Source organism: Amycolatopsis keratiniphila (assembly GCF_000400635.2).
Taxonomy (GTDB): Bacteria; Actinomycetota; Actinomycetes; order Mycobacteriales; family Pseudonocardiaceae; genus Amycolatopsis; species Amycolatopsis keratiniphila.
In genome coordinates, this window is sequence record NC_021252.1 from 656,591 (window position 1) to 682,181 (window position 25,591).

Consider the following 25,591-nt stretch of genomic DNA (forward strand, 5'->3'; position numbering starts at 1 on the left):
CCCCGGCGGCCGGATCGCGTTTAGCCCGCTAAACGCAGGTCGGCGCGCCGGCGCCGTCACCTGCGGGTACCGGGCGGTAACCAGGATGATCGTCCTGTGAAGCACCAGGCGCGGGGCTACTTCCACGCTGCGCCAACCGGCGGGACCACCGCGCGGCATCTTGACTCAGAGCCCCTGTGGGGTCACGCTTACTGGCAACGGTGAGAACCGGCGGTGCCCTTGCGGGAGGGACGGCCCGGGGAGGCCGAGGAGAGGCATACCTGAAGACGTTGCGATGCAGGCTGGGCCCCATCGGGAGCGCCCCCTGGACAGACCGCGACGTTCGGGCTAGACTGCTTCTTTGCGCTGCCCTCTTTCAGGCTGCCCGGAGCCGGTAGTTAGGATAGTGGGCACACGGCACCCTTGACAGACCGCATCAGCTGTTGCTGACGCGGCTGCTCACCGCTCATTGTCCCCGGAAGGACGCATCTTGGCAGTCTCTCCCGCGAACCAGGCCACTGCTGCGACCACCTCGGCTGTATCTCGCTCGGAGTCCACGGGAATCCCGGGAGCCCCCAAGCGGGTCTCCTTCGCAAAGATTCGCGAGCCGCTCAGCACCCCGAACCTGCTCGACGTGCAGATCAGGTCCTTTGAATGGTTCACCGGCGACGAGGCGTGGTTCGAACGCCGCGTCGAAGAAGGTGAAGAAAACCCGGTCGGCGGCCTGGAAGAGGTCCTCAACGAGATCTCGCCGATCGAAGACTTCTCCGGATCCATGTCGCTGTCCTTCTCCGACCCGCGCTTCGACGAGGTCAAGGCCTCCGTCGAGGAGTGCAAGGACAAGGACATGACGTACGCGGCCCCGCTGTTCGTGACCGCCGAGTTCGTGAACAACAACACCGGCGAGATCAAGAGCCAGACGGTCTTCATGGGTGACTTCCCGGTGATGACCGACAAGGGCACCTTCGTCATCAACGGCACCGAGCGTGTCGTCGTGTCGCAGCTGGTCCGTTCGCCGGGTGTGTACTTCGACACCAGCGTCGACAAGACCACCGACAAGGACGTCTTCAACGTCCGCGTCATCCCGAGCCGGGGTGCCTGGCTGGAGTTCGACGTCGACAAGCGCGACACCGTCGGCGTCCGCATCGACCGCAAGCGCCGCCAGCCGGTCACCGTGCTGCTGAAGGCGCTCGGCTGGACCACCGAGGCGATCCGCGAGCGCTTCTCCTTCTCCGAGACGCTGCTCGCCACCCTCGAGAAGGACCACACCGCCGGCACCGACGAGGCGCTGCTCGACATCTACCGCAAGCTGCGCCCGGGCGAACCGCCGACCAAGGAGAGCGCGCAGACGCTGCTGGAGAACCTGTTCTTCAAGCCGAAGCGCTACGACCTGGCCAAGGTCGGCCGGTACAAGCTGAACAAGAAGCTCGGCCTGACCACGCCGTACGACACCGGGACGCTCACCGAAGAGGACATCGTCTCGACGATCGAGTACCTGGTCCGCCTGCACGCGGGCGAGGACAAGGCGACCGTCGGCGACCAGGTCATCCCGGTCGAGACCGACGACATCGACCACTTCGGCAACCGTCGTCTCCGCACCGTCGGCGAGCTCATCCAGAACCAGATCCGCGTGGGTCTGTCCCGGATGGAGCGCGTCGTCCGCGAGCGGATGACCACCCAGGACGTCGAGGCGATCACGCCGCAGACCCTGATCAACATCCGTCCCGTCGTGGCGGCGATCAAGGAGTTCTTCGGTACTTCGCAGCTGTCGCAGTTCATGGACCAGAACAACCCGCTGTCGGGGCTGACGCACAAGCGTCGTCTGTCCGCCCTCGGCCCGGGTGGTCTGTCGCGTGAGCGCGCCGGCATGGAGGTCCGAGACGTCCACCCGTCGCACTACGGCCGCATGTGCCCGATCGAGACGCCGGAAGGCCCGAACATCGGCCTGATCGGTTCGCTCTGCTCGTACGCGCGGGTCAACCCGTTCGGTTTCATCGAGACCCCGTACCGCAAGGTCGTCGAGGGCCGCGTCACCGACCAGGTCGACTACCTCACCGCGGACGAGGAAGACCGTTACGTGAAGGCGCAGGCGAACGCGCCGATCCACGACGACGGCACCTTCGTCGAAGACCGCGTCCTGGTCCGTAAGAAGGGCGGCGAGGTCGAGCTGATCGACCCGCTGGACGTGGACTACATGGACGTCTCGCCGCGGCAGATGGTCTCGGTCGCGACGGCGATGATCCCGTTCCTCGAGCACGACGACGCGAACCGCGCGCTCATGGGCGCGAACATGCAGCGTCAGGCCGTTCCGCTGCTGCGCAACTCGGCCCCGCTGGTCGGCACCGGCGTGGAGCTGCGTGCCGCGGTGGACGCCGGTGACGTGCTCGTCGCCGAGCAGGCCGGTGTGGTCGAGGAGCTCTCGGCCGACCTGATCACGATCATGCACGACGACGGCACGCGGAAGAGCTACGGACTGTACAAGTTCCGTCGCTCGAACCACGGCACCTGCTTCAACCACCGCCCGATCGTCAACGAGGGCGACCGGGTCGAGCAGGGTCAGGTCATCGCCGACGGCCCGTCCACCGAGAACGGTGAGATGGCGCTCGGCAAGAACCTGCTCGTCGCGGTCATGCCGTGGGAGGGCCACAACTACGAGGACGCGATCATCCTCTCCGAGCGCCTGGTGCAGGACGACGTGCTCACGTCGATCCACATCGAGGAGCACGAGATCGACGCCCGCGACACCAAGCTGGGCGCCGAGGAGATCACCCGGGACATCCCGAACGTCTCCGAGGAGGTCCTCGCCGACCTCGACGAGCGCGGCATCATCCGCATCGGTGCCGAGGTCCGCGACGGCGACATCCTGGTCGGCAAGGTCACGCCCAAGGGCGAGACCGAGCTGACCCCGGAAGAGCGCCTGCTCCGCGCGATCTTCGGCGAGAAGGCCCGCGAGGTCCGCGACACCTCGCTGAAGGTGCCGCACGGCGAGACCGGCAAGGTCATCGGCATCCGCGTGTTCTCGCGCGAGGACGACGACGAGCTGCCCCCGGGCGTCAACGAACTGGTCCGCGTCTACGTGGCCCAGAAGCGGAAGATCCAGCCGGGCGACAAGCTCGCCGGCCGCCACGGGAACAAGGGTGTCATCGGCAAGATCCTCCCCGCCGAGGACATGCCGTTCATGGAGGACGGCACGCCCGTCGACATCATCCTGAACACCCACGGTGTCCCGCGTCGTATGAACATCGGCCAGGTCCTGGAGCTTCACCTGGGCTGGCTGGCGTCGCAGGGGTGGAAGATCGAGGGCAACCCGGAGTGGGCGAAGAACCTCAACGAGGAGCTCTACGACGTCGACCCCGGCACGAACACCGCGACCCCGGTGTTCGACGGCGCCAAGGAAGAGGAGCTCACCGGGCTGCTCGGCGCGACCAAGCCGAACCGCGACGGCGAGCGCATGGTCAAGCAGAACGGCAAGGCCACGCTGCTGGACGGCCGCTCCGGCGAGCCGTACCCGTACCCGGTCTCCGTCGGCTACATGTACATCCTGAAGCTGCACCACCTGGTCGACGACAAGATCCACGCCCGGTCCACCGGTCCGTACTCGATGATCACGCAGCAGCCGCTGGGTGGTAAGGCGCAGTTCGGTGGCCAGCGGTTCGGCGAGATGGAGTGCTGGGCGATGCAGGCGTACGGCGCCGCATACACCCTGCAGGAGCTCCTGACGATCAAGTCGGACGACGTGGTCGGCCGCGTCAAGGTGTACGAGGCCATCGTCAAGGGGGAGAACATCCCCGAGCCGGGTATCCCCGAGTCGTTCAAGGTGCTCCTGAAGGAGCTCCAGTCGCTCTGCCTCAACGTCGAGGTGCTGTCCAGCGACGGCGCCGCGATCGAGATGCGCGACTCCGACGACGAGGACCTCGAGCGTGCCGCGGCCAACCTCGGCATCAACCTGTCCCGCAACGAGTCGCCCTCGGTGGACGACGTCGTGCACTGACCCGCGATGAGGCGGGAGCCCGCCAGGCTCCCGCCTCCGCTCGCCAACTCCTCTAGTCGCATCAACCCCAAGGGGATGTAAAGACGTGCTGGACGTCAACTTCTTCGATGAGCTCCGCATCGGCCTCGCCACCGCCGACGACATTCGTCAGTGGTCCTTCGGCGAGGTGAAGAAGCCGGAGACCATCAACTACCGGACGCTCAAGCCCGAGAAGGACGGCCTCTTCTGCGAGAAGATCTTCGGCCCGACCCGGGACTGGGAGTGCTACTGCGGTAAGTACAAGCGGGTCCGCTTCAAGGGCATCATCTGCGAGCGCTGTGGCGTCGAGGTCACCCGCGCCAAGGTGCGCCGTGAGCGGATGGGCCACATCGAGCTGGCCGCTCCCGTCACCCACATCTGGTACTTCAAGGGTGTTCCCTCCCGCCTGGGCTACCTGCTCGACCTGGCGCCGAAGGACCTCGAGAAGATCATCTACTTCGCGGCCTACGTGATCACCGGTGTGAACACCGAGCTGCGGCACAACGACCTGCCGACCCTCGAGAACGAGATCGGCGTCGAGCGCAAGAACCTCGAGACCAAGCGCGACGCGGACATCGAGGCACGGGCGCAGAAGCTGGAAGCCGACCTGGCCGAGCTGGAGGCGGAGGGCGCCAAGTCCGACGTCCGCCGCAAGGTCAAGGAAGGCGGCGAGCGCGAGATGCGTCAGCTGCGTGACCGCGCCGGTCGCGAGCTGGACCGTCTCGAGGAGGTCTGGACGACCTTCACCAAGCTCGACACCCGCCAGCTGATCGCCGACGAGCTGCTCTACCGCGAGCTCGTCGACCGCTACGGCGAGTACTTCACCGGCGGCATGGGCGCGGAGGCCATCCAGAAGCTGGCCACCGAGTTCGACGTCGCCGCGGAGGCCGAGAGCCTGCGCGACACCATCCGCAACGGCAAGGGGCAGAAGAAGCTCCGCGCGCTGAAGCGGCTCAAGGTCGTCGCGGCCTTCCAGGCCACCGGCAACGACCCGCGCGGCATGGTGCTCGACGCCGTCCCGGTGATCCCGCCGGACCTGCGCCCGATGGTCCAGCTCGACGGTGGCCGCTTCGCCACCTCCGACCTGAACGACCTCTACCGCCGGGTCATCAACCGGAACAACCGGTTGAAGCGGCTGATCGACCTCGGCGCGCCCGAGATCATCGTGAACAACGAGAAGCGGATGCTGCAGGAGGCCGTCGACGCGCTGTTCGACAACGGCCGCCGCGGCCGCCCGGTCACCGGTCCCGGTAACCGCCCGCTGAAGTCGCTGTCCGACCTGCTCAAGGGCAAGCAGGGCCGGTTCCGTCAGAACCTGCTCGGCAAGCGTGTCGACTACTCCGGTCGTTCGGTCATCATCGTCGGTCCGCAGCTGAAGCTGCACCAGTGCGGTCTGCCGAAGGACATGGCGCTCGAGCTGTTCAAGCCGTTCGTCATGAAGCGGCTGGTCGACCTGAACCACGCGCAGAACATCAAGTCCGCCAAGCGGATGGTGGAGCGGTCGCGGCCGCAGGTGTGGGACGTGCTCGAAGAGGTCATCACCGGCCACCCGGTGATGCTGAACCGTGCGCCGACCCTGCACCGCCTCGGTATCCAGGCCTTCGAGCCGCAGCTGGTCGAAGGCAAGGCCATCCAGCTGCACCCGCTGGTCTGTGAAGCGTTCAACGCGGACTTCGACGGTGACCAGATGGCCGTGCACCTCCCGCTGTCCGCGGAGGCGCAGGCCGAGGCCCGCATCCTGATGCTGTCGGCGAACAACATCCTTTCGCCGGCGTCGGGCCGTCCGCTCGCCATGCCGCGTCTGGACATGGTGACCGGTCTGTTCCACCTGACCCGGTTGAACGAGAACGCCGAGGGCGCGGGCAACGCGTACTCGTCGCCCGCCGAGGCGATCATGGCGTTCGACCGCAAGGCGCTGAGCCTGCACGCCCCGATCAAGATCCGCGTCACCGACCGTCAGCCCGCCAAGGCCGACGAGGCGAGGCTCGCGGAGAACGGCTGGGAGCCGGGCAAGGCGTGGCTGGCCGAGACCACCCTGGGCCGCGTGCTGTTCAACGAGCTGCTGCCGGCGGACTACCCGTTCATCAACGAGCCGATGCCGAAGAAGCGTCAGGCCGCGATCGTGAACGACCTCGCCGAGCGCTACTCGATGACCCAGGTCGCGCAGACCCTGGACCGCCTGAAGGACGCCGGTTTCTACTGGGCGACCCGTTCGGGTGTCACGGTCGCCATTTCCGACGTGCTCGTCCCGGCAGGCAAGAAGGCCATTCTGGACGAGTACGAAGGCAAGGCCGACCAGGTCGAGAAGCGGTACCAGCGTGGTCAGCTGTCGCACGCCGAGCGGAACAACGAGCTCGTCAAGGTGTGGACGCAGGCCACCGAAGAGGTCCACAAGATCATGGAGACGGCGCTGCCGGACGACAACCCGATCGCGATGATCGTGAAGTCGGGCGCGGCGGGCAACATGACGCAGGTCCGGTCGCTGGCCGGTATGCGTGGTCTGGTGTCGAACCCGAAGGGTGAGTACATCCCGCGTCCGATCAAGGCCAACTTCCGTGAAGGCCTGTCGGTGGCGGAGTACTTCATCGCGACGCACGGTGCCCGTAAGGGTCTGGCGGACACGGCGCTCCGTACCGCCGACTCGGGTTACCTGACCCGTCGTCTGGTGGACGTGTCGCAGGACGTCATCGTCCGCGAGATCGACTGTGGCACCACCCGCGGTATCAACATGCCGATCGGCGAGGACATCGGCGACGGCAAGGTCCTGCGCGACCAGCACGTCGAGACCAGCGTGTACGCGCGGAACCTGGCGACCGACGCGGTCGACGCCAAGGGCAACGTCGTGCTCAACGCCGGTGACGACATCGGTGACCCGGCGATCGACAAGCTCATCTCGAGCGGGATCTCCAAGGTCAAGGTGCGTTCGGTGCTGACCTGCGAGTCGGCCGTCGGTATCTGCGCCACCTGCTACGGCCGGTCCATGGCGACCGGTCAGCTCGTCGACGTCGGTGAGGCCGTGGGTATCGTCGCGGCCCAGTCGATCGGTGAGCCGGGTACGCAGCTGACGATGCGTACGTTCCACCAGGGTGGTGTGGCCGGTGACGACATCACGACCGGTCTGCCCCGTGTCCAGGAGCTGTTCGAGGCCCGGGTCCCGAAGGGCAAGGCGCCGATCGCCGACGTCGATGGCCGCGTGCGCATCGAGGAGAGCGAGCGGTTCTGGAAGATCACGCTGATCCCGGACGACGGCAGCGAAGAGATCGTCTTCGACAAGCTGTCCAAGCGTCAGCGGCTCGCGAACACCCCGAACGGCCCGCTGGGCGACGGTGACCGTGTCGCGGTCGGCCAGCAGCTGCTCGAAGGCACGCCGGACCCGCACGAGGTCCTGCGGGTCATGGGGCCGCGCGAGGCGCAGATGCACCTGGTGGACGAGGTCCAGAAGGTGTACCGGGCGCAGGGTGTGTCGATCCACGACAAGCACATCGAGGTCATCGTGCGGCAGATGCTGCGCCGCGTGACGATCATCGACTCCGGTGCCACGGACTTCCTGCCGGGCGAGCTGCCCGAGCGGACCAAGTTCGAGGCGAAGAACCGCGCGTCGGTCGCCGAGGGCGGCGAGCCGGCCTCGGGTCGTCCGGTGCTGATGGGGATCACGAAGGCCTCGCTGACCACGGACTCGTGGCTGTCGGCGGCCTCGTTCCAGGAGACCACGCGTGTCCTGACCGACGCGGCCATCAACGGCCGCTCGGACAAGCTCGTGGGCCTCAAGGAGAACGTGATCATCGGTAAGCTGATCCCGGCCGGTACCGGGATCAACAAGTACCGCAACATCCAGGTGCAGCCGACCGAGGAGGCGCGGGTCGCCGCTTACGCGATCCCGTCCTACGACGACGGCTACTACACCCCGGACGTGTTCGGCTCGACGCCGGGCGCCGCGGTGCCGCTGGACGACTACGACTTCGGCCGCGACTTCCGCTGACCGAAGCGAAATCCACGAGAAGGGCCCTCGCCGATCCGGCGGGGGCCCTTCCCGTTTCCAGTCACCCGAAATGGGCACGGGCAGCGGCGGCTCGGGCTGGCCGGCACCTGTGCCGACGTCATCTGACTCACCACCCCCGAGAAAGCCCCCGGTCCATCCCAGACCGGGGGCTTTCCCTTTGCCCGGCCCGACCTGCGTTTAGCCCCCTAATCGCGATCCGGCCGGGGTGCCGCCGACGATCGGTGCGGTATCCGCCTGGATGCGCGACGGATGGCGGGCGATCGCGGGACCGCCGGTCGAAAGGATGGTCGATATGGAATCCCTTGTGACAGAACAGAACTCGGCCACGAAGCACCTGCGGTCCGCCTTGGACGACGTCCATCGGGCGGGGGTGCCGGGGGTGTTCGCCGAGGTGCGGGCGGGCGAGCGGATCCGGCGCGGCGCCGCCGGGGTCGCCGACCTCGAAACCGGCCGTCCCGTCGAGGCCGGGATGCGGCAGCGCGTCGGCAGTATCACCAAGACCTTCGTCTCGGCCGCGGTGCTGCGGCAGGTCGAGGCGGGGCGGCTCGAGCTCGACGCGCCGATCGGCGACTTCCTGCCGCTGCTGGTCCCCGGCGACCGGGGTCGGGCGATCACGATCCGCATGCTGCTCAACCACACCAGTGGCCTCGCCGAGTACCTGCCCTTCGCGTTCCCGTCACTCCAGAACCTCGCCCCCGAGAGCCTCGACGACAACCGGTTTCAGGAGTTCCGCCCGGCCGAGCTGATCGCGATCGGTGTCGGCGCGCCCGCCACCGGCGAGCCGGGCAGCACTCCCGGCGTCTACTCCAACACTAACTACCTGCTCCTGGGCGAACTGCTGGAGCACCTGACCGGTGTCCCGATGGAGGAGCACATCGCCCGCGCCATCATCGAACCCGCGGGCCTCACGAACACCGGCTTCCCCGCCGGCCCGCACATCGAGGAGCCGCACTCGCGGATGTACGAGGCGTTGTTCGGGGCGATCGATCCGCCGCGCGACTACAGCGTCTACAACATGTCCTGGGTGATGGCGGGCGCCGGACTGGTCTCGACCGTCGCGGATCTCAACCGCTTCTACCGCAAGCTGATGGACGGGGAGATCGTCAGCCCGTCCTCGCTGGGGGAGATGCAGCGCCTCGTCCCGGTCATCGCGCAGGACGGGCGGCTGATCGACTACGGGCTCGGCCTCTACAAGACCGAGATCCCGGGGCACGGAGTCTTCTGGGGTCACGACGGCACGGTCTGGGGAGCGATGACCATGGCCTGGGCCAGCCCCGACGGCGGACGGCAGTTCTCCGCCGCGATGAACTTCGTGCGGTGGCGCAAGCCGGACGCCGAAGGAACGCACCCGATCGACGACGCCCTGGCTGCCCTCAAGCACCAGGCCCTCTGCGGCCCCGCCTGACCCCGCCGCCGACCTGCGTTTAGCCCCTTAATCGCGATCCGAGGCGGGCGGGCGCAGGTCGGTACGCGGCGAAGTTCCCGAGATTAGTAACGAACTCATAACGTCACCACCAGGGGTCGAGGGCAGGTTACTGGTCCGTTGTGACCTGCGGTAGTGCCGCCAAGTGGTCTAATTCCCACTGCTCGGAAAACCGCCACCCATTCGGCTCAATGGCCCATCCGCATCGTGGGAAATTCACCCTGCCGTGGCATGTCTCATTCTTTGATCACGAGATTGACACCCCGGCGGGTTCACACGAGTATTTCGCCCATGCAATCCCCAGTCGCCTTGGTGTGGCGCCGGCACGTTGACTTGCGGCAGCAAGCAAGCGCGCTGTGTATGGATTCCTGACCTATTCCGGGTTTGTCGCGACGCAGGCTGATTCGCGTATCCGAAACGGATGCGCTCGTTCCCGCGCGCTGACGTTTTCCACTGTGCCGCAACGGTTCCCTGCGCGAACCGGCGGTTGATTGCTTTCCCCTTCGATTCGTGCGGTGACGTCTGCGCGAAATAGGGGAGAGGTGTGCCGATTGTCTGGCGCTTCGGTAGCGAAAACAGGGAGAAAGAATGCTATCCAGCTCGCCCAAGTGGCGAAAAGTGGTGATAGGCGCCTTGGCGGCGGCGCTCGCCGCGGGCACGGTGACCTATACCGGCTCCTCGACGAGTGCCTACGCCGATGTCCAGGTCGTCAAGGACGCGAAGAAGGCGGCCGACGGCAAGGAGTACTGGGTCCAGAACCATCTGGTGTCCAAGGACGTCGCGGCGTCCCGGAGCGCGGACGGCAAGCGCAAGAAGTGGCTGCTGGTCTGGGCCGGTGACGAGAACATCGCCGACACCCTGGTCAAGGACATCAAGAACCTGCCGGGTTCGCTCGGCGGCGGGTTGAACAAGATCAAGAACGCGTTGCCCGGTCCGGACTTCCTCGCCGTGATCGACGCGACGCAGGGTTCGCCGACGTACGGCAAGGTCGTCAACACCGCCACCGTCGGCCCGCTCGTCGAGAACGAGCCGCACCACATGCAGTACGTGTGGCACAAGGGCGACACGATCTACGCCGGCGCGCTGTTCGCCGCGGCGACGTACGCCTTCGACGTCTCCGCGTTGCCGCAGCTGAAGCTCAAGGGGGTCAGCCTCCCGACCCAGACCCTCGGCGGTTCCGTGCCGGACGCGTACTGGGTGCTCAAGGACGGCACGGCGTACGGCACGTACATGGGCGGGCCGGTCGTGCCCGGCCCGCACACCTATGCCAACGGCTCCACCGTGGTGGGCAACGGTTTCGCCGGCAGCCCCGGTGAGGTCGTCCGCTTCGACCAGAACGCGCAGGTGCTTTCCGAGTCGCCGGCCGCCACGCCGCAGGGCGACAACAAGAAGCTGTGCGACAACCTCCCGCAGCTGGACAAGCCCACCTGCGCCAACCCGCACGGCATCCAGGCGCGCGAGGACCTCAACACCCTGGTCACCAGCGATTACGCCGAGCCGCGGAACATCATCCTCGACCCGGTGAAGCAGCCGTCGCCGTATCTGCGGCGGCCGACCGTCCGCACGTGGGACATCTCCGACCGCAACAAGCCGAAGCTCAAGGCGGTCTCGTACCTGCCGGACGGCCCGAGGGCCGATCCCGCGGACCCGCTGCACGCGGAAAGCCGCGCGGTCATGGAGACCACGGTGACCAACCTGCCCGGCCACAAGGGCGCGTTCGCCCAGACCATGCAGGGTGGCGCGGTGTTCTACACGCCGGACATCACCGCCAAGGAGCCGCACTGGATCCAGGTGTTCGACGACGGCGCGGCGAACAAGGCGATCCACCCGAACAACGACTCCAACGGCGGCGGCTCGAACGGTGGCTGGATCCAGACCAGCCCCGACGACAAGTACCTCTACCGCGCGATCACCGGACGCTCCAAGGGCGCGCTCGGCCCGGACGACCCCGGCACCACCGGTGGCGTGTACGTCCTCGACATCCAGAAGCTGCTCGCCGCCGGCGACAAGGTCGAGAACATCAAGGGCCGGATCGACACCAAGGAGAAGTCCCAGCAGGGCGGTGGCGGCGATCTGCCGACCGTCGTCGGCGCGGCGCCGATCAACCCGGGCACGCCCGGCGGCGGCCCGCACTGGGGCGCGTACGACAACTTCGTGCTCGGTGACGACGGGTACTACCACGAAACCGACAAGCCGCAGCACCTCGCGGTGTCGAACTACTTCGTCGCCCGGTCCGGTTTGGACGGTGACCACAAGGTCAACCTGCTGAACCTCGGCGAGGACGGGAAGATCGCGGTCGACCGGAACTTCCGGGACGAGTTCACCGGACAGGTCGGGATCAACTTCAACCGGAAGACCTGGCCGCACGGGTCCTTCGGCAACGCCAAACCGCACTCCGAACTGTTCGTCGTGGCGGACGCGGATCTCAAATAACCCTGCTCGGCGCGGAAGGTCGTGGGTGGCGGGCACACTCCGCCACCCACGGCTCCGCCGATCTGCTCGGAGAAGGTCCCCATGGATCACCACGTCATACCGGCGAGCTCGGGTTCGGCCGGAGCCGACATCGCCCTCGTCCTGCTCCGGCTCGGACTTCTGCTGGCGACCGCGTTCCTCGCGGGCACAGGGATCCTGCGCCCGCTGGTGGGCGAACTGCCCGGCCGTCTTCGTCTCACCATCGCCGGCCTCGGCGGGATTTCCGCCGCGCTCGCCGCGGTTTCCGCCTTCGCGACCGACGTCAACGTCATCGCGCTGATCGTGCATCTCGTGCTGGCACTGGCGATTCCCGTCCTGATCCGGTGGCCGTCGGCGGGCCGCTGGGCCTCGCTCGCGCTCGCCGCGTTGGTGGTGCTCGAAACCTCGCTCGGGCGGACAGGCGTCGAATTCGCCATCGACACCGTCTACGTCGCGGCCGCCGCCTTGTGGTTCGGTGTCACCGTCCTTTCCGTCTGGGTGCCTGCCGCGCAGTGGCGCCAGACGAACTTCCGGCTCGGCCCGCTTTCCCTGACACTGGGCGGACTTCTCGTCGTCGCGGGCACGGTGCAGTTGTTCTCCTCCGGGCTCGGGTTCGACCGCCGGATCTACGGCACGCTCTTCGGGCTGACGTTGCTGGTGATCGCGCTGCTGCCGATCGTCGCCACCGTCGTCGCGGGTTTCTTCTTCTCGGACAAGGAATCCACGCGTGCCTATCGGTTCGGTGCGGCGGCCGTGGCCGTCGGATTCGTCGCCTGGAGCGCTCTCGCGGCCATTCCTGAACCGCCCAAGCTGCCGACTCCCGGTGTCGCGCTGCTGGCGGACGCCGCCCTCGGTGAGCAGCGGTTCCCCGTGCTGGTGAGCCCGCAGCGGCCAGGCAAGAACCTCGTCCATTTCCCCGCCAGCGCGGGAGAAGACCTGTCCGCCGGGCTCGAAGGCGGCCTGATCGGCAAGGCCATCGTGCGCCCCGGCGCCGAGGGCACCTGGGCCGAGGTCGACCTGCCGAAGGGACGAAGCGACCTGATCATCAGCCGCGGCGGGGAGAAGACGACGATCGAGGTCGACGCGGGGGAGGAGCCGGGCCTCGCCATCGAGGACGCGGACGCGCCCGAGTGCGCTTCGGCCGCGCTGGGTGGCTTGATCGCCGACCGCCGCGAAGTCCTCACGTCCTGCCCCGCGGACGCGCTTTCCGGTGAGGACAGCGGTTCTCTCGTCAAACTCGTCGAATTCCTCGCCGGGCGCAAGCCTTCCGCGCTCACCCTCGTCGAGGACGCGTCGCCGCGCGGTGTGGCCGCCGCGAAGCTGGTCCGCGAGACCGCCGCGCGATCCGGCCTGCCGGTGCAGGCCGAGGCGGGGCCGAACACCGCGCTGCTCGTCGTGTCCGGCTGGGCGGGTGGCTACACGGCGATGACCCGCGCGGCCGAGTCCCAGCGGCTCAAACCGACCCATCAATACGGCCTGTACCTGGCGCCCTGGCTGCTGAACGGGCCGATCGTCAACTCCGTCGCGAGCTCTTCGGTGCCGCTGAGGTTCGACCCGCGTGAGCAGGTCGCCGTCAGCTTCGCCGTCGCCGCGGGCAACGCCTTCGGCGGCGAAAGTCCCACGCTCGGCGGGTTCCGGAGCTGGCTGGGCGACCAGTGGCGGTCGATCAGCGGGGATGTCCAGATCTTCGCGGCGGCACAGGTCAACGCCATGCCGATGTACCCGGGCGAACCGCACGCCGTCGGGATGATCGCCGACCGGAACTACGCGGGGCAATGGATCCCCGACGGCACGATCGTGCCGGTCAGTTCGGTACTGCGGTGATTTCACCAAAAGAATGGGAGAAGAAATGAAGCGAATCGCGGCCCGTGTGCTGCTGCCGCTCGCCGTCGCGGGGGCGCTGTCCGGACTCGCCGGCGGCGTCGCCTCGGCCGACCCGCTGCCGGGTCTGCCCACCGGTGGCGGCAATCCCGCGGTCTGGCTGATCCCGGGGCTGGACCTCGGCGGTCTGCTCGGCCCGACCGTCCCCGTGCCGACCGACGTCCTCGCCCCGATCTACGGGATCATCACGCCCATTTCGTAAAACCGTTACCAGCAAAGGAGAATCTCATGAAGAAGACCTTCGTCCGCGCGGTCACCGGCGCCGCGCTCGCCGGTCTCGTCGTACTCGGCTCGGCCGCTCCCGCGCTCGCCGCGCAGGACGCCCCGAACGATGTCGTGGTCGTCGACGAACCCGACACGAGCGATCTCAACAACATCTGGACGTTCGCGCCGCTCGGCGTCCCGGTGCTGGGGCTGATCCAGTCGCTCAACGGCGTCCCCGGCCGGCTGCTGCCGTCCTGACTTCCGTGGCGGCGCGGCTCACGGGCCGCGCCGCCGCTTTCGGCGAGGAGGACCGATGGCCGACAGACAACTGATCGGGCGCATCGCCATCGCGGGGATCGTGGTGGCCGCGCTCGCGACCTGTGTGGTGCTGCTCAACGGCGGCGAGGAGCCGCAGGCCGAGACCGTGGCCGTGGTCGGCGAACCGACTGAGGCAGCGCCGTCGCGCGGACCGGACCGCACGATCACGAGGACGCTCAGCCAGCCGCAGCCTCAGCCGGTGTCGAACGACTGGCGGATCGCGTACGAGCTCGCCGGGACGGGGACCGCGACCGTGGTCTACGACTCCAACGGGCTGGGGCTCGTGCACCAGGAGTTGCAGGTGACGCTGCCGTGGCGCAAGGAGCTCACGTGGAAGAACACCGGCACCCCGCCGACCGTCCAGTTGATGGGGCAGGGCGAGGGTGCCGTCGAGTGCCGGGTGGCCGTGGGCGGCGCCGTGGTCACCTCCGAGAAGTCCGCCCCCGGCGAGGTCGCCACCTGTGCCGGCCGCCTGGCCCCCTCCTGACCTGCGTTTAGCCCCCTAATCGCGATCCGGAGGCGGGGGAAAAGCGGTGGCCAGGGTCGGCAGAATGTAGCCATGACCTGGAGCTTCGAAGTCACCCCCGTCGATCACCCCGACGCCGCTCAGCTGCTGCGCGAGTACCTGGACGAAATCGCGTCCCGCTTCTACGAGCGCCAGGTCACCGAAGAGGAGCTCGACGACCTGCTCGAGAAGAACCACAGCCGGGATCTGACCCCGCCGACCGGCGCCTTCCTCCTCGCGCGGCGCGACGGGGTGCTCGCCGGATGCGCCGGGCTGCGGATCGCCTCGCCCGACATCACCGAGCTCACCCGCGTCTTCCTGCGGAAGTCCGAACGCGGCAAGGGCGGTGCCGCGCTGCTCGTGGCCGCCGCCGAAGACGTCGCCCGCGGCCTCGGTGCCTCGTTGATCCGTCTCGACACCCGTCGCGACCTGGTCGAGGCCAGGGCCCTGTACGCGCGCCTCGGCTACGAGGAGGTCGAGCGCTTCAACGACGAACCCTTCGCCCACCACTTCTTCGCGAAGTCCCTGGAAGTCCCGGATCGCGTTTAGCCCGCTAAACGCGATCCGGCGGGGTGGCGGTAAGCGGGGCCCGGTCCGCGACGTCGGCCAGGTAGTCCAAGGTGCGCAGGAGCTGCTTCCCGCTCGGCAGCGTCTTCGGCACCACCGCCACCGTCCGCCCGGACGTATGGAACTCGCGGCACCGGCCCGCGTTCGCCGTCAGCCAGTCACGGACCTCGGGACGCGGGACGAACGCGGGATTCGAGCAGTCCACTTCGGATCCGCTGATCGAGAGCGTGCAGTCCGGCATGGCCGCGCCTGTCTCGACGTGCACGACCGTCCGCAGCGAACCGGACTCGCGGGTGCCGTCCTGGCGGAACCCGGCACCCGACCGGTGATACCGGTAGACACCGAATGGCTTCCCCCGGTGTGTGCCGACCACCGCCTGGTCGATCGACTCGCCCGCCCGCCGCAACGGGGCGGGCGCCCGGCCCGTCGCGGGCTGCTCGTGCCGCCCGCCCGAGGCACCGAGCCGGGCACCGCTGTAGAAGTCCCAGCCCCGCTCCCGCGCCAACGTGGCCAGCCCGCGTTTCTTCGCCGCCCCGGCGAGGATCCACCAGGCGGCGAGCACGACCGGCAACGCCACCGCGACGATGGCGATGATCCACGCGGTCACGGCTCAGAAGTCCAGATTGTCGGAGGCTTCCTCGGGAGTCTGTTCGTCGTCACCCACCGAACCGTACTGGCCTGCCTTGATCCCGCCCGACGTGTACGTGCCGGCCTTCCCGGCGACACCCGCCGCGACCTCGCCCTTCTCGCGGCCCGTCTCCGGCGTCTTCCAGCTGCCGTCCGGATTCGTGGCCTTGCCGAGGCCGACGGTGTTCAACGCGGCCTTCTTCGTGGCCGACGTCATCCGCTCACCGAAACCGTCCGCGAGCCTGCCGCCCATGGCGCCGTCCTTCGAGGCGAACTTGCCCCACGCGGACGCGCCCGGCCCGGCCGCCAGCTGCGCGGTGGACTTGTTGTGGGCCATCAGCTCCTTGTAGTTGCCCTTCCACTTGCCGAAGAACTCCTTGAGCTTGCCAAGGAACTGCTTGATCTTGTCGAGCAGCTGGCGGAGCTTGTTCAGGAACTTCTGCACCTTCGACGTGGTGGAGACCGCGCGGGTGGCCGTCAGCCCGCCCGCCGTCGCCGTCGAACCGCCACAGGTCGGGACGGCCGCGGCCAGCGCCGGGATCCAGATCATGATCAGCCAGGTGATGAACTCGGTGAGGATCGCCTTGATGAACTCCTCGATCACCGTCATCACCATGCTGGAGATCTGCAGCAGCTGGGCGATGTCCCCGGCCTGCGCGGCGATCCCGTCGATGCCCTGCGCGAACTTCGCCAGCTTCTCGCCCGCCGCGTTCGCCGCGTCACCGGTCCACTGCGACAGCGACGTCTTCGCGTCTTCGCCGAACTTCTTGCTGTAGTCCTGCAGATAGACACCGATGTTGTTGAAGTTGCCCGCCGCGTTCGACAGCGCCGGGCCGTCGCCGCTCACCATGTGGATGGCGTCCTGGATCGGCTGGCACACGTTCATCAGGAAGCTGAGGCCCTGGCCGACCAGCCAGCCGATCGGGTCGCTGGCGATGTCCGCCACGCCCATGCACGAGCTGACGAAGCCGGCGCCGCTGGCCGCGATGGTCCCGATGTCGCTCGCCTGGAACCCGTCCGCGGTCGCCTTCTTGACGGTGTCGAACGTGCTGAAGCCACTGCCGATCGGCCCGGGCAGCGAGGTCAGCATCTTGTCCGTGCGGATGGTGTCCGGGTTGTAGTCGTTGATCTGGATCTTGGTGTGTTCGCCGGTGATCTTCTGATCGGCCACGATCAGTCCCCCTCGCTACTTGGCCGGCCCCATCTTCGGTGTCCTCGACTGCGCCGGCTGCTCCAGCAGCTTGAGGATTTCGTTGAGCGCCTTGACGTTGTCGTCTTCGTTCCGCTCGTAGGCGGTGGCGGCGTTGCCGAGCTTCTCCGAGGCCGCGGTCAGCCCCGCGGACATCTCGATCAGCAGATCCTGCAGATCGGTGAGCATCGACGTGTATTCGTGCTTCACGAACAGGCCGACGACTCCCCATGACTCGTCGCCGACGTCGGACTGCTGCGTCAGCCGTCCGACCTCGTTCGGGATCCGGACGTCCTGCTCGAGCTTGCCCGAGTAGGTGCGCAGCGCGCTGATCACCACCTCATGCCCTCCGGCCATCGGCGGTCCCTCCCTTCGCGCACCTTCCGATGCGGCTCGTCGTGATCGGCGCCTTGGACCCGGCTGCCCCGCCTGCGGTTCCCAGAGCCTCGGATCGCGTTTAGCCCGCTAAACGCGATCAGTGGTCGTCGTCGAAGAGGTTCTTCAGGAAACGGTCGCCGTCCGAGCCGCTCGACGCCGGGGGCGGCGAGGGCTGCGGCCGCTGCGGCTCGTCGGCGGACTTGAGGACGGAACGTTCGGAGTAGTCGTCGGACTGCTGCTCGGCGGCAGGCCGCGACGTCGACTCCTCGTCCATCCGCGCCCGCATCTCCTCGACGGTGGTGCCGAACAGGTCCGCCTGGGTCTCCAGCACCTGGTCCACCAGATTGAGGTCGTCGCCCATGTGCTCTTCGACGATCGTCGCCTGCTTGCGGGCCGATTCGGCCACGGCCTGCTGGATGGTCGACATCAGCGCCGCGGAAAGCGCGTCCGGCCGCAGGCGAAGGGCGTCTTCGGTGAACTTGACGTCCATGATCGCGCCGCCGGGCCCCGCGACCACGGTCACCGAACGGTCCGAAGAGGACGCCGTCGCCTCGATCCTGCTGAGCTCGTCCTGCATGCCGCCGATGCTCGCGAGCCGATCGTCGACGTTCCGGAGCTGCGACTGGAACTGGTCGAATTGCGCGACCAATTGCTCGAACTCGGCGGACATGGAGCCTCCCCATCGTGCGGTGCGACGGCCGGGCCGGCGCTGTGACCAGTCTCATCGTGACTCATTCACCGGTTCGACGCGACGGGGTGGTTCCCGGATCCATCCGGCTCACCCGATAGGGGAATAGGTAGCGTGGTTCGCCGAGTAGTGATCCACAAGTACGGAATCAGCACCAACGAGGGGAGGGCGTCGTGGACGCCGAGAAGCAGGAAAGCACCGAGGAGCCCAGGCGGGGGAGTCACGCGGCGCCGGAGGGGGCTCCCGTGCATCCGCTGATCGATCTTTCCCGTGACCCGCACCCGGGCCGGGCCGACCACGCCAAGCCCGAAGAGGAATGAAAGCGGCCGAAACGCCGTTCCATCAGGGTGGCCGCGGCGTGCCGCCCGGCACGATATAGTTATCGACCCCCCGATTTGGCCGGTCCGGAAGTGGCCGGGTATCTTTGGAGACCGTGCCCGGCAGGCGTCGGGCCGTCCCGTGTGCCGTGCGGCACGGACGGGGTGCTCAGGCATCCGGTCCGAAGGCTTCGCCCACGCGGGATCCGACGGAAAATCCCTACGGGAAGTTACCGGTCGCAAGACCGTGACGCGGGCCGACACGCCCGACCGCGGGGGCCGGAGACAACACGTAGTAGCAAGATCGCGAACAGAAAGCTGGTCCATTGCCCACGATCCAGCAGCTGGTCCGTAAGGGCCGCCAGGACAAGGCTGCCAAGCAGAAGACCGCGGCCCTCAAGGGGAGCCCGCAGCGGCGTGGCGTGTGCACTCGCGTGTACACCACAACCCCCAAGAAGCCGAACTCGGCGCTTCGCAAGGTCGCTCGTGTGAAGCTGACCAGCGGCATCGAGGTCACCGCCTACATTCCCGGTGAAGGCCACAACCTGCAGGAGCACTCGATGGTGCTCGTGCGCGGTGGTCGTGTGAAGGACCTGCCGGGTGTCCGCTACAAGATCATCCGCGGTTCGCTCGACACCCAGGGTGTCAAGAACCGTAAGCAGGCGCGCAGCCGGTACGGCGCGAAGAAGGAGAAGAGCTAATGCCCCGCAAGGGTCCGGCCCCGAAGCGGCCGCTGATCTCTGACCCCGTCTACGCATCCCCGCTGGTCACCCAGCTGGTGAACAAGGTGCTGAAGGACGGCAAGCGGTCCCTGGCCGAGCGCATCGTGTACGGCGCCCTCGAAGGCGCTCGCGAGAAGACCGGCACCGACCCGGTCGTCACGCTGAAGCGCGCCCTCGACAACGTGAAGCCCACCATCGAGGTGAAGAGCCGCCGCGTCGGTGGTGCCACCTACCAGGTGCCGATCGAGGTCAAGCCGGGCCGCTCCACCACCCTCGCGCTCCGCTGGCTGGTCTCCTTCTCGCAGGCTCGCCGTGAGAAGACCATGATCGAGCGTCTGCAGAACGAACTGCTCGACGCGAGCAACGGCCTCGGCGCCAGCGTGAAGCGGCGTGAGGACACCCACAAGATGGCCGAGTCCAACAAGGCCTTCGCGCACTACCGCTGGTGATATCCGCCCGGCTGCCGATCAAAGCCTTGCCGGGCCCCAATTTTGAGACAGGGGAACACTCTCGTGGCACGTGACGTGCTGACCGACCTGAACAAGGTCCGCAACATCGGCATCATGGCCCACATCGACGCCGGTAAGACCACCACCACCGAGCGGATCCTGTTCTACACCGGGATCAACTACAAGATCGGCGAGGTGCACGACGGCGCCGCGACGATGGACTGGATGGAGGAGGAGCAGAAGCGGGGTATCACCATCACCTCGGCTGCCACCACCACCTTCTGGGCCGACCACCAGATCAACATCATCGACACCCCGGGTCACGTCGACTTCACCGTCGAGGTGGAGCGTTCGCTGCGGGTGCTCGACGGTGCCGTCGCCGTCTTCGACGGCAAGGAAGGTGTCGAGCCGCAGTCCGAGCAGGTCTGGCGTCAGGCGGACAAGTACGAGGTTCCTCGTATCTGCTTCGTCAACAAGATGGACAAGCTCGGCGCGGACTTCTACTTCACCGTCCGCACCATCGAGGAGCGCCTCGGCGCCCGCCCGCTGGTCATCCAGCTGCCGATCGGCGCCGAGAACGAGTTCGAAGGTGTCATCGACCTGGTCCGCATGAAGGCGCTGACCTGGCGCGGCGAGGTCCAGAAGGGCGAGGACTACTCGGTCGAGGACATTCCCGCGGAGCTGGCCGACAAGGCCGCCGAGTACCGCGAGAAGCTCGTCGAGACCGTCGCCGAGACCGACGACGCGCTCATGGAGAAGTTCCTCGAGGGCGAGGAGCTGACCGAGGCCGAGATCAAGGCCGGCATCCGGAAGCTCACCGTCGCCCGCGAGGCGTACCCGGTGCTCACCGGTTCCGCGTTCAAGAACAAGGGCGTCCAGCCCATGCTCGACGCGGTCATCGACTACCTTCCGTCGCCGCTGGACGTCCCGGCCGTCGAGGGCACGCTGCCCGACGGTGAGACCCCGGTCAGCCGGAAGCCGTCCGTCGACGAGCCGTTCTCCGCACTGGCGTTCAAGATCGCCGCGCACCCGTTCTTCGGCAAGCTGACCTACATCCGGGTGTACTCGGGCAAGATCGCTTCCGGCGCGCAGCTGATCAACGCGACCAAGGAGCGCAAGGAGCGCATCGGGAAGCTCTTCCAGATGCACTCCAACAAGGAGAACCCGGTCGACGAGGCCCAGGCAGGCCACATCTACGCGGTCATCGGCCTGAAGGACACCACCACCGGTGACACCCTCGCCGACCCGCAGAACCCGGTCGTCCTCGAGTCGATGACGTTCCCGGCGCCGGTCATCCGCGTCGCGATCGAGCCGAAGACCAAGGCCGACCAGGAGAAGCTGTCCCTGGCGATCCAGAAGCTGGCCGAAGAGGACCCGACGTTCCAGGTCAACCTGGACGAGGACACCGGCCAGACGATCATCGCCGGTATGGGCGAGCTGCACCTCGAGGTGCTGGTCAACCGCATGAAGTCCGACTACAAGGTCGAGGCGAACATCGGTAAGCCGCAGGTCGCCTACCGCGAGACGGTGCGCAAGACGGTCGAGAAGCTCGACTACGTGCACAAGAAGCAGACCGGTGGTTCCGGTCAGTTCGCGAAGGTCATCGTCAAGCTCGAGCCGCTCGAGTCCACCGACGGTGCCCTCTACGAGTTCGACAACAAGGTCACCGGTGGCCGCGTGCCGCGGGAGTACATCCCGTCGGTCGACGCGGGCGCGCAGGACGCCATGCAGTACGGCGTGCTGGCCGGCTACCCGCTCGTCGGGTTGAAGTTCACCTTGTTGGACGGCGCGTACCACGAGGTCGACTCTTCGGAAATGGCCTTCAAGATCGCCGGCTCCATGGCGATGAAGGAAGCCGCGAAGAAGGCCGGTCCGGTCATCCTCGAGCCGCTGATGGCCGTCGAGGTCACCACGCCCGAGGACTACATGGGCGATGTGATCGGCGACCTCAACTCCCGCCGTGGCCAGATCCAGGCCATGGAGGAGCGCGCCGGTACCCGTGTCGTCAAGGCACTGGTCCCGCTGTCGGAGATGTTCGGTTACGTCGGCGACCTGCGTTCGCGTACGCAGGGACGTGCCAACTACTCCATGGTGTTCGACTCCTACGCCGAGGTTCCCGCGAACGTCGCGAAGGAAATCATCGCGAAGGCGACGGGGGAGTAGTTCCCGTCCGCTCGCGGGCATAAGGAACACTCCTGAACGTCCGCAGCATCCGTCAAGAAACGAATCCCCGTCCGACAGCCACGTTGGCCGGTGAGTAAGCAAAACAGTCCAGGAGGACATTCCAGTGGCGAAGGCGAAATTCGAGCGGACCAAGCCGCACGTCAACATCGGGACCATCGGTCACGTCGACCACGGTAAGACCACTCTGACCGCGGCGATCACCAAGGTTCTGCACGACAAGTACCCCGAGCTGAACACCGCTTCGGCGTTCGACCAGATCGACAACGCGCCCGAAGAGAAGCAGCGCGGTATCACGATCAACATCTCGCACGTCGAGTACCAGACCGAGAAGCGTCACTACGCCCACGTGGACGCCCCCGGTCACGCGGACTACATCAAGAACATGATCACCGGTGCGGCGCAGATGGACGGCGCGATCCTCGTGGTCGCGGCGACCGACGGCCCGATGCCGCAGACCCGTGAACACGTGCTGCTCGCGAAGCAGGTCGGCGTGCCCTACATCGTGGTCGCGCTGAACAAGGCCGACATGGTCGACGACGAGGAGATCCTGGAGCTCGTCGAGCTCGAGGTCCGCGAGCTGCTGTCCTCCCAGGACTTCCCGGGTGACGACGCTCCGGTCATCAAGGTCTCCGGCCTGAAGGCCCTCGAGGGCGACGCCAAGTGGGGCGAGAGCGTTCTCGAGCTGATGGAAGCCGTCGACGAGAACGTGCCGGACCCGGTCCGCGAGCTCGACAAGCCGTTCCTCATGCCGATCGAGGACGTCTTCACCATCACCGGCCGTGGCACGGTCGTGACCGGTCGCATCGAGCGCGGCCGCGTCAACGTGAACGAAGAGGTCGAGATCGTCGGCATCAAGGAGAAGTCGACCAAGACCACCGTCACCGGTGTCGAGATGTTCCGCAAGCTGCTGGACACCGGCGAGGCGGGCGACAACGTCGGTCTGCTGGTCCGCGGTATCAAGCGCGAGGACGTCGAGCGCGGCCAGGTCGTCGTGAAGCCGGGCACCACCACCCCGCACACGGAGTTCGAGGGCTCGGTCTACATCCTGTCGAAGGACGAGGGTGGCCGTCACACCCCGTTCTTCAACAACTACCGCCCGCAGTTCTACTTCCGTACCACGGACGTGACCGGCGTCGTCACCCTCAAGGAGGGTGTCGAGATGGTCATGCCGGGCGACAACACGGACATCAGCGTCGTGCTGATCCAGCCGGTCGCCATGGACGAGGGCCTGCGTTTCGCCATCCGCGAGGGTGGTCGGACCGTCGGCGCCGGCCAGGTCACCAAGATCATCAAGTGATTTAGGCGCCCCGCCCGGGGGTAATACACCCCCGGGTTAGGGGCGTCAAATCACGTGTGCGACACTATTCAGGTTGCTCGTCCTGGGGCGGCCGAACTCGTACTTCTTTCCGAAGACAGGTTCCGGCCGCCCTGGTATGAGCGGCCACGGTCCGCGGAGCACTTCCTTCGGGTGAGGCTAGCGGGCAAGGGCGTTTGAGACGGCGATCCAAGCTTTTCCGCCGGCTCGATGCCTCCTCACGTTGAGGAAGACCAGGCAAGACGAAGATCCCGCGGGATCCGTCTGTGCGTCGGGCACGACACGCCCGACCGCGTGGACCGGGGACAGGGCCGTTGAACTGGGAAAACCTCAGCCAGGCTGAGGTTTGAAAAGACAAAAGCGGCACGAGACGACAAGGAACGAGCAGCCACCATGGCGGGACAGAAGATCCGCATCCGGCTCAAGGCCTACGACCACGAGGCGATCGACACCTCGGCACGCAAGATCGTCGAGACGGTCACGCGTACCGGCGCCCGTGTTGTCGGGCCGGTGCCGCTGCCCACCGAGAAGAACGTTTACTGCGTCATCCGCTCGCCGCACAAGTACAAGGACTCGCGCGAGCACTTCGAGATGCGCACGCACAAGCGTCTGATCGACATCCTCGACCCGACGCCGAAGACGGTCGACGCGCTCATGCGCATCGACCTGCCGGCGAGCGTCGACGTCAACATCCAGTAGCAGCGGCTGGCGAGCGGCGGAGAGTAAGAGACTCATGTCTGACAGGCAAGTGAAGGGCATCCTGGGCACCAAGCTCGGCATGACCCAGGTCTTCGACGAGAACAACCGGGTCGTCCCGGTGACCGTCGTCCAGGCCGGGCCGAACGTGGTCACCCAGGTTCGGACCCAGGAGAACGACGGCTACAAGGCCGTGCAGCTGGCTTTCGGCGCGGTCGACCCGCGCCGGGTGAACAAGCCGCGCACCGGCCACTTCGACAAGGCGAGCGTGACCCCGCGCCGTTACCTTGCGGAGCTGCGTACCACCGACGCCGAGACCTACGAGGTCGGCCAGGAGATCACCGCCGAGGTGTTCGAGGCCGGTATCGAGGTCGACGTGACCGGTACCAGCAAGGGCAAGGGCTACGCCGGTGTCATGAAGCGTCACGGCTTCAAGGGCCAGGGCGCGAGCCACGGTGCCCAGGCCGTGCACCGCAAGCCCGGCTCGATCGGTGGCTGCGCCACCCCGGGCCGCGTCTTCAAGGGCCTGCGCATGGCGGGCCGGATGGGCAACGACCGGGTCACCACGCAGAACCTGACCGTGCACGCGGTGCGTGCCGAGGACGGCCTGCTGCTGATCAAGGGCGCCGTGCCCGGTCCCAAGGGCGGCCTGCTGTTCGTTCGCAGCGCCGCGAAGGGTGGTAACTGAACATGACCAGCGTCGAGCTGAAGACCCCGGCCGGTAAAGCCGACGGCACGGTCGAGCTCCCCTCGGAGATCTTCGACGTGCAGGCCAACGTGCCCCTCATGCACCAGGTCGTGGTGGCCCAGCTGGCCGCCGCTCGCCAGGGCACGCATGACACCAAGACCCGCGGTGAAGTCCGCGGTGGTGGCAAGAAGCCGTACCGCCAGAAGGGCACCGGCCGCGCCCGCCAGGGTTCGACCCGTGCGCCGCAGTTCACCGGTGGTGGCGTCGTCCACGGCCCCACGCCGCGTGACTACACCCAGCGGACCCCGAAGAAGATGAAGGCCGCCGCTCTGCGTGGCGCCCTCTCCGACCGGGCCCGTGCCGGACAGCTGCACGTCATCACCGAACTGGTGACCGGCGAGAAGCCGTCCACCAAGTCCGCCAAGGCCGCCATCGCCGCGGTGACCCAGGCCAAGCGCGTTCTCGTGGTCCTGCACCGCGACGACGAGCTGAGCTGGAACTCCGTGCGCAACCTGGCCGAGGTCCACATCATCACGCCCGACCAGCTCAACACCTACGACGTGTTGGTCAACGACGACGTGGTGTTCACCAAGGCCGCTTACGACGTGTTCGTCGCCGGCCCCGTCCGGGGCAAGGGCGCGAAGGCTTCGGCTCGGTCGAGCGAGGTTGAAGGGAGTGACGAGCAGTGAGTGCGATCGCCATCCCCGATCCCCGCGACATCTTGCTCGCGCCGGTGATCTCCGAGAAGTCCTACGGGCTGCTCGAGGACCACAAGTACACGTTCATCGTCCGCCCGGACGCCAACAAGACCCAGATCAAGATCGCGGTCGAGAAGGTGTTCGGCGTCAAGGTGGTCAGCGTCAACACGGCCAACCGCCAGGGCAAGCGTAAGCGGACTCGCGCCGGCTTCGGCAAGCGCAAGGACACCAAGCGCGCCATCGTGACTCTTTCGGCTGAGAGCAAGCCGATCGAGATCTTCGGCGGACCCACCGCGTAAAGGA

The 25,591-nt window shown here is 67.1% G+C and carries 22 protein-coding genes; 18 read left to right on the forward strand and 4 right to left on the reverse strand.

Annotated elements, in window-relative coordinates; translation table 11 throughout:
• The first annotated feature begins 469 nt into the window (after positions 1-469).
• From rpoB to AORI_RS44235, 9 genes are all read left to right on the forward strand, one after another.
• Positions 470-3,970, forward strand: a complete 3,501-nt coding sequence (gene rpoB / locus AORI_RS44195) for a DNA-directed RNA polymerase subunit beta (RefSeq protein WP_037332717.1) — start codon at positions 470-472, stop codon at positions 3,968-3,970.
• An 85-nt stretch (positions 3,971-4,055) separates the two neighbouring features.
• Complete coding sequence (locus tag AORI_RS44200) at positions 4,056-7,967, forward strand: DNA-directed RNA polymerase subunit beta' (RefSeq protein WP_016331074.1); 3,912 nt, start codon at positions 4,056-4,058, stop codon at positions 7,965-7,967.
• Between the two features lie 325 nt (positions 7,968-8,292).
• On the forward strand, positions 8,293-9,393 hold the full coding sequence (locus tag AORI_RS44205) for a serine hydrolase domain-containing protein (RefSeq protein WP_228688293.1): 1,101 nt from the start codon (positions 8,293-8,295) through the stop codon (positions 9,391-9,393).
• A 606-nt stretch (positions 9,394-9,999) separates the two neighbouring features.
• Entirely contained in the window at positions 10,000-11,844 is a 1,845-nt protein-coding gene (locus tag AORI_RS44210) for a selenium-binding family protein (RefSeq protein ID WP_228688294.1), read from the forward strand.
• Between the two features lie 81 nt (positions 11,845-11,925).
• Complete coding sequence (locus AORI_RS44215) at positions 11,926-13,686, forward strand: hypothetical protein (RefSeq protein WP_016331077.1); 1,761 nt, start codon at positions 11,926-11,928, stop codon at positions 13,684-13,686.
• A gap of 25 nt (positions 13,687-13,711) precedes the next feature.
• On the forward strand, positions 13,712-13,945 hold the full coding sequence (locus tag AORI_RS44220) for a hypothetical protein (protein WP_016331078.1): 234 nt from the start codon (positions 13,712-13,714) through the stop codon (positions 13,943-13,945).
• Positions 13,946-13,971: 26 nt separating this feature from the next.
• The gene (locus AORI_RS44225) at positions 13,972-14,205 is read left to right on the forward strand and encodes a hypothetical protein (RefSeq protein WP_016331079.1); all 234 of its coding nucleotides are present in this window, start codon (positions 13,972-13,974) and stop codon (positions 14,203-14,205) included.
• A gap of 55 nt (positions 14,206-14,260) precedes the next feature.
• Positions 14,261-14,752: a hypothetical protein gene (locus AORI_RS44230; protein WP_016331080.1), complete on the forward strand. Its 492-nt coding sequence runs from the start codon at positions 14,261-14,263 to the stop codon at positions 14,750-14,752.
• A gap of 72 nt (positions 14,753-14,824) precedes the next feature.
• Positions 14,825-15,319, forward strand: coding sequence for a GNAT family N-acetyltransferase (locus tag AORI_RS44235; protein ID WP_016331081.1), 495 nt, complete (start codon positions 14,825-14,827; stop codon positions 15,317-15,319).
• A 4-nt stretch (positions 15,320-15,323) separates the two neighbouring features.
• Here the strand turns inward: AORI_RS44235 and AORI_RS44240 are convergent, their stop codons facing one another.
• From AORI_RS44240 to AORI_RS44255, 4 genes are all read right to left on the reverse strand, one after another.
• Complete coding sequence (locus AORI_RS44240) at positions 15,324-15,944, reverse strand: hypothetical protein (RefSeq protein ID WP_016331082.1); 621 nt, start codon at positions 15,942-15,944, stop codon at positions 15,324-15,326.
• A gap of 3 nt (positions 15,945-15,947) precedes the next feature.
• On the reverse strand, positions 15,948-17,135 hold the full coding sequence (locus AORI_RS44245; RefSeq protein ID WP_016331083.1) for a hypothetical protein: 1,188 nt from the start codon (positions 17,133-17,135) through the stop codon (positions 15,948-15,950).
• A 15-nt stretch (positions 17,136-17,150) separates the two neighbouring features.
• Positions 17,151-17,510, reverse strand: coding sequence for an ESX-1 secretion-associated protein (locus AORI_RS44250; RefSeq protein WP_016331084.1), 360 nt, complete (start codon positions 17,508-17,510; stop codon positions 17,151-17,153).
• 118 nt (positions 17,511-17,628) lie between these two features.
• Positions 17,629-18,201 (reverse strand): YbaB/EbfC family nucleoid-associated protein, encoded by a 573-nt coding sequence (locus AORI_RS44255; protein WP_016331085.1) that lies wholly within the window; start codon positions 18,199-18,201, stop codon positions 17,629-17,631.
• Between the two features lie 191 nt (positions 18,202-18,392).
• On the opposite strand from AORI_RS44255, the gene AORI_RS83810 reads away from it, so the two are divergent.
• From AORI_RS83810 to rplW, 9 genes are all read left to right on the forward strand, one after another.
• Positions 18,393-18,539 carry a hypothetical protein gene (locus AORI_RS83810; RefSeq protein ID WP_016331086.1) on the forward strand — a complete coding sequence of 49 codons (147 nt, stop codon included), beginning with the start codon at positions 18,393-18,395 and terminating at the stop codon, positions 18,537-18,539.
• A gap of 323 nt (positions 18,540-18,862) precedes the next feature.
• A complete protein-coding gene (gene rpsL / locus AORI_RS44260; protein ID WP_003102113.1) occupies positions 18,863-19,237 on the forward strand; it encodes a 30S ribosomal protein S12 in 375 nt (124 codons plus the stop codon).
• Positions 19,237-19,707: a 30S ribosomal protein S7 gene (gene rpsG / locus AORI_RS44265; RefSeq protein WP_007031033.1), complete on the forward strand. Its 471-nt coding sequence runs from the start codon at positions 19,237-19,239 to the stop codon at positions 19,705-19,707. Before rpsL ends, rpsG begins: the two co-directional genes overlap by 1 nt.
• A gap of 63 nt (positions 19,708-19,770) precedes the next feature.
• Entirely contained in the window at positions 19,771-21,870 is a 2,100-nt protein-coding gene (gene fusA, locus AORI_RS44270; RefSeq protein ID WP_016331087.1) for an elongation factor G, read from the forward strand.
• 124 nt (positions 21,871-21,994) lie between these two features.
• The gene (tuf, locus tag AORI_RS44275; protein ID WP_016331088.1) at positions 21,995-23,188 is read left to right on the forward strand and encodes an elongation factor Tu; all 1,194 of its coding nucleotides are present in this window, start codon (positions 21,995-21,997) and stop codon (positions 23,186-23,188) included.
• Positions 23,189-23,599: 411 nt separating this feature from the next.
• Positions 23,600-23,905: a 30S ribosomal protein S10 gene (rpsJ, locus tag AORI_RS44280; protein ID WP_003102098.1), complete on the forward strand. Its 306-nt coding sequence runs from the start codon at positions 23,600-23,602 to the stop codon at positions 23,903-23,905.
• Positions 23,906-23,939: 34 nt separating this feature from the next.
• Positions 23,940-24,590 (forward strand): 50S ribosomal protein L3, encoded by a 651-nt coding sequence (gene rplC / locus AORI_RS44285; protein ID WP_007031036.1) that lies wholly within the window; start codon positions 23,940-23,942, stop codon positions 24,588-24,590.
• A gap of 2 nt (positions 24,591-24,592) precedes the next feature.
• On the forward strand, positions 24,593-25,279 hold the full coding sequence (gene rplD, locus AORI_RS44290) for a 50S ribosomal protein L4 (RefSeq protein WP_016331090.1): 687 nt from the start codon (positions 24,593-24,595) through the stop codon (positions 25,277-25,279).
• Entirely contained in the window at positions 25,276-25,587 is a 312-nt protein-coding gene (rplW, locus tag AORI_RS44295) for a 50S ribosomal protein L23 (protein ID WP_005166778.1), read from the forward strand. Before rplD ends, rplW begins: the two co-directional genes overlap by 4 nt.
• The last annotated feature ends 4 nt before the right edge of the window (positions 25,588-25,591 follow it).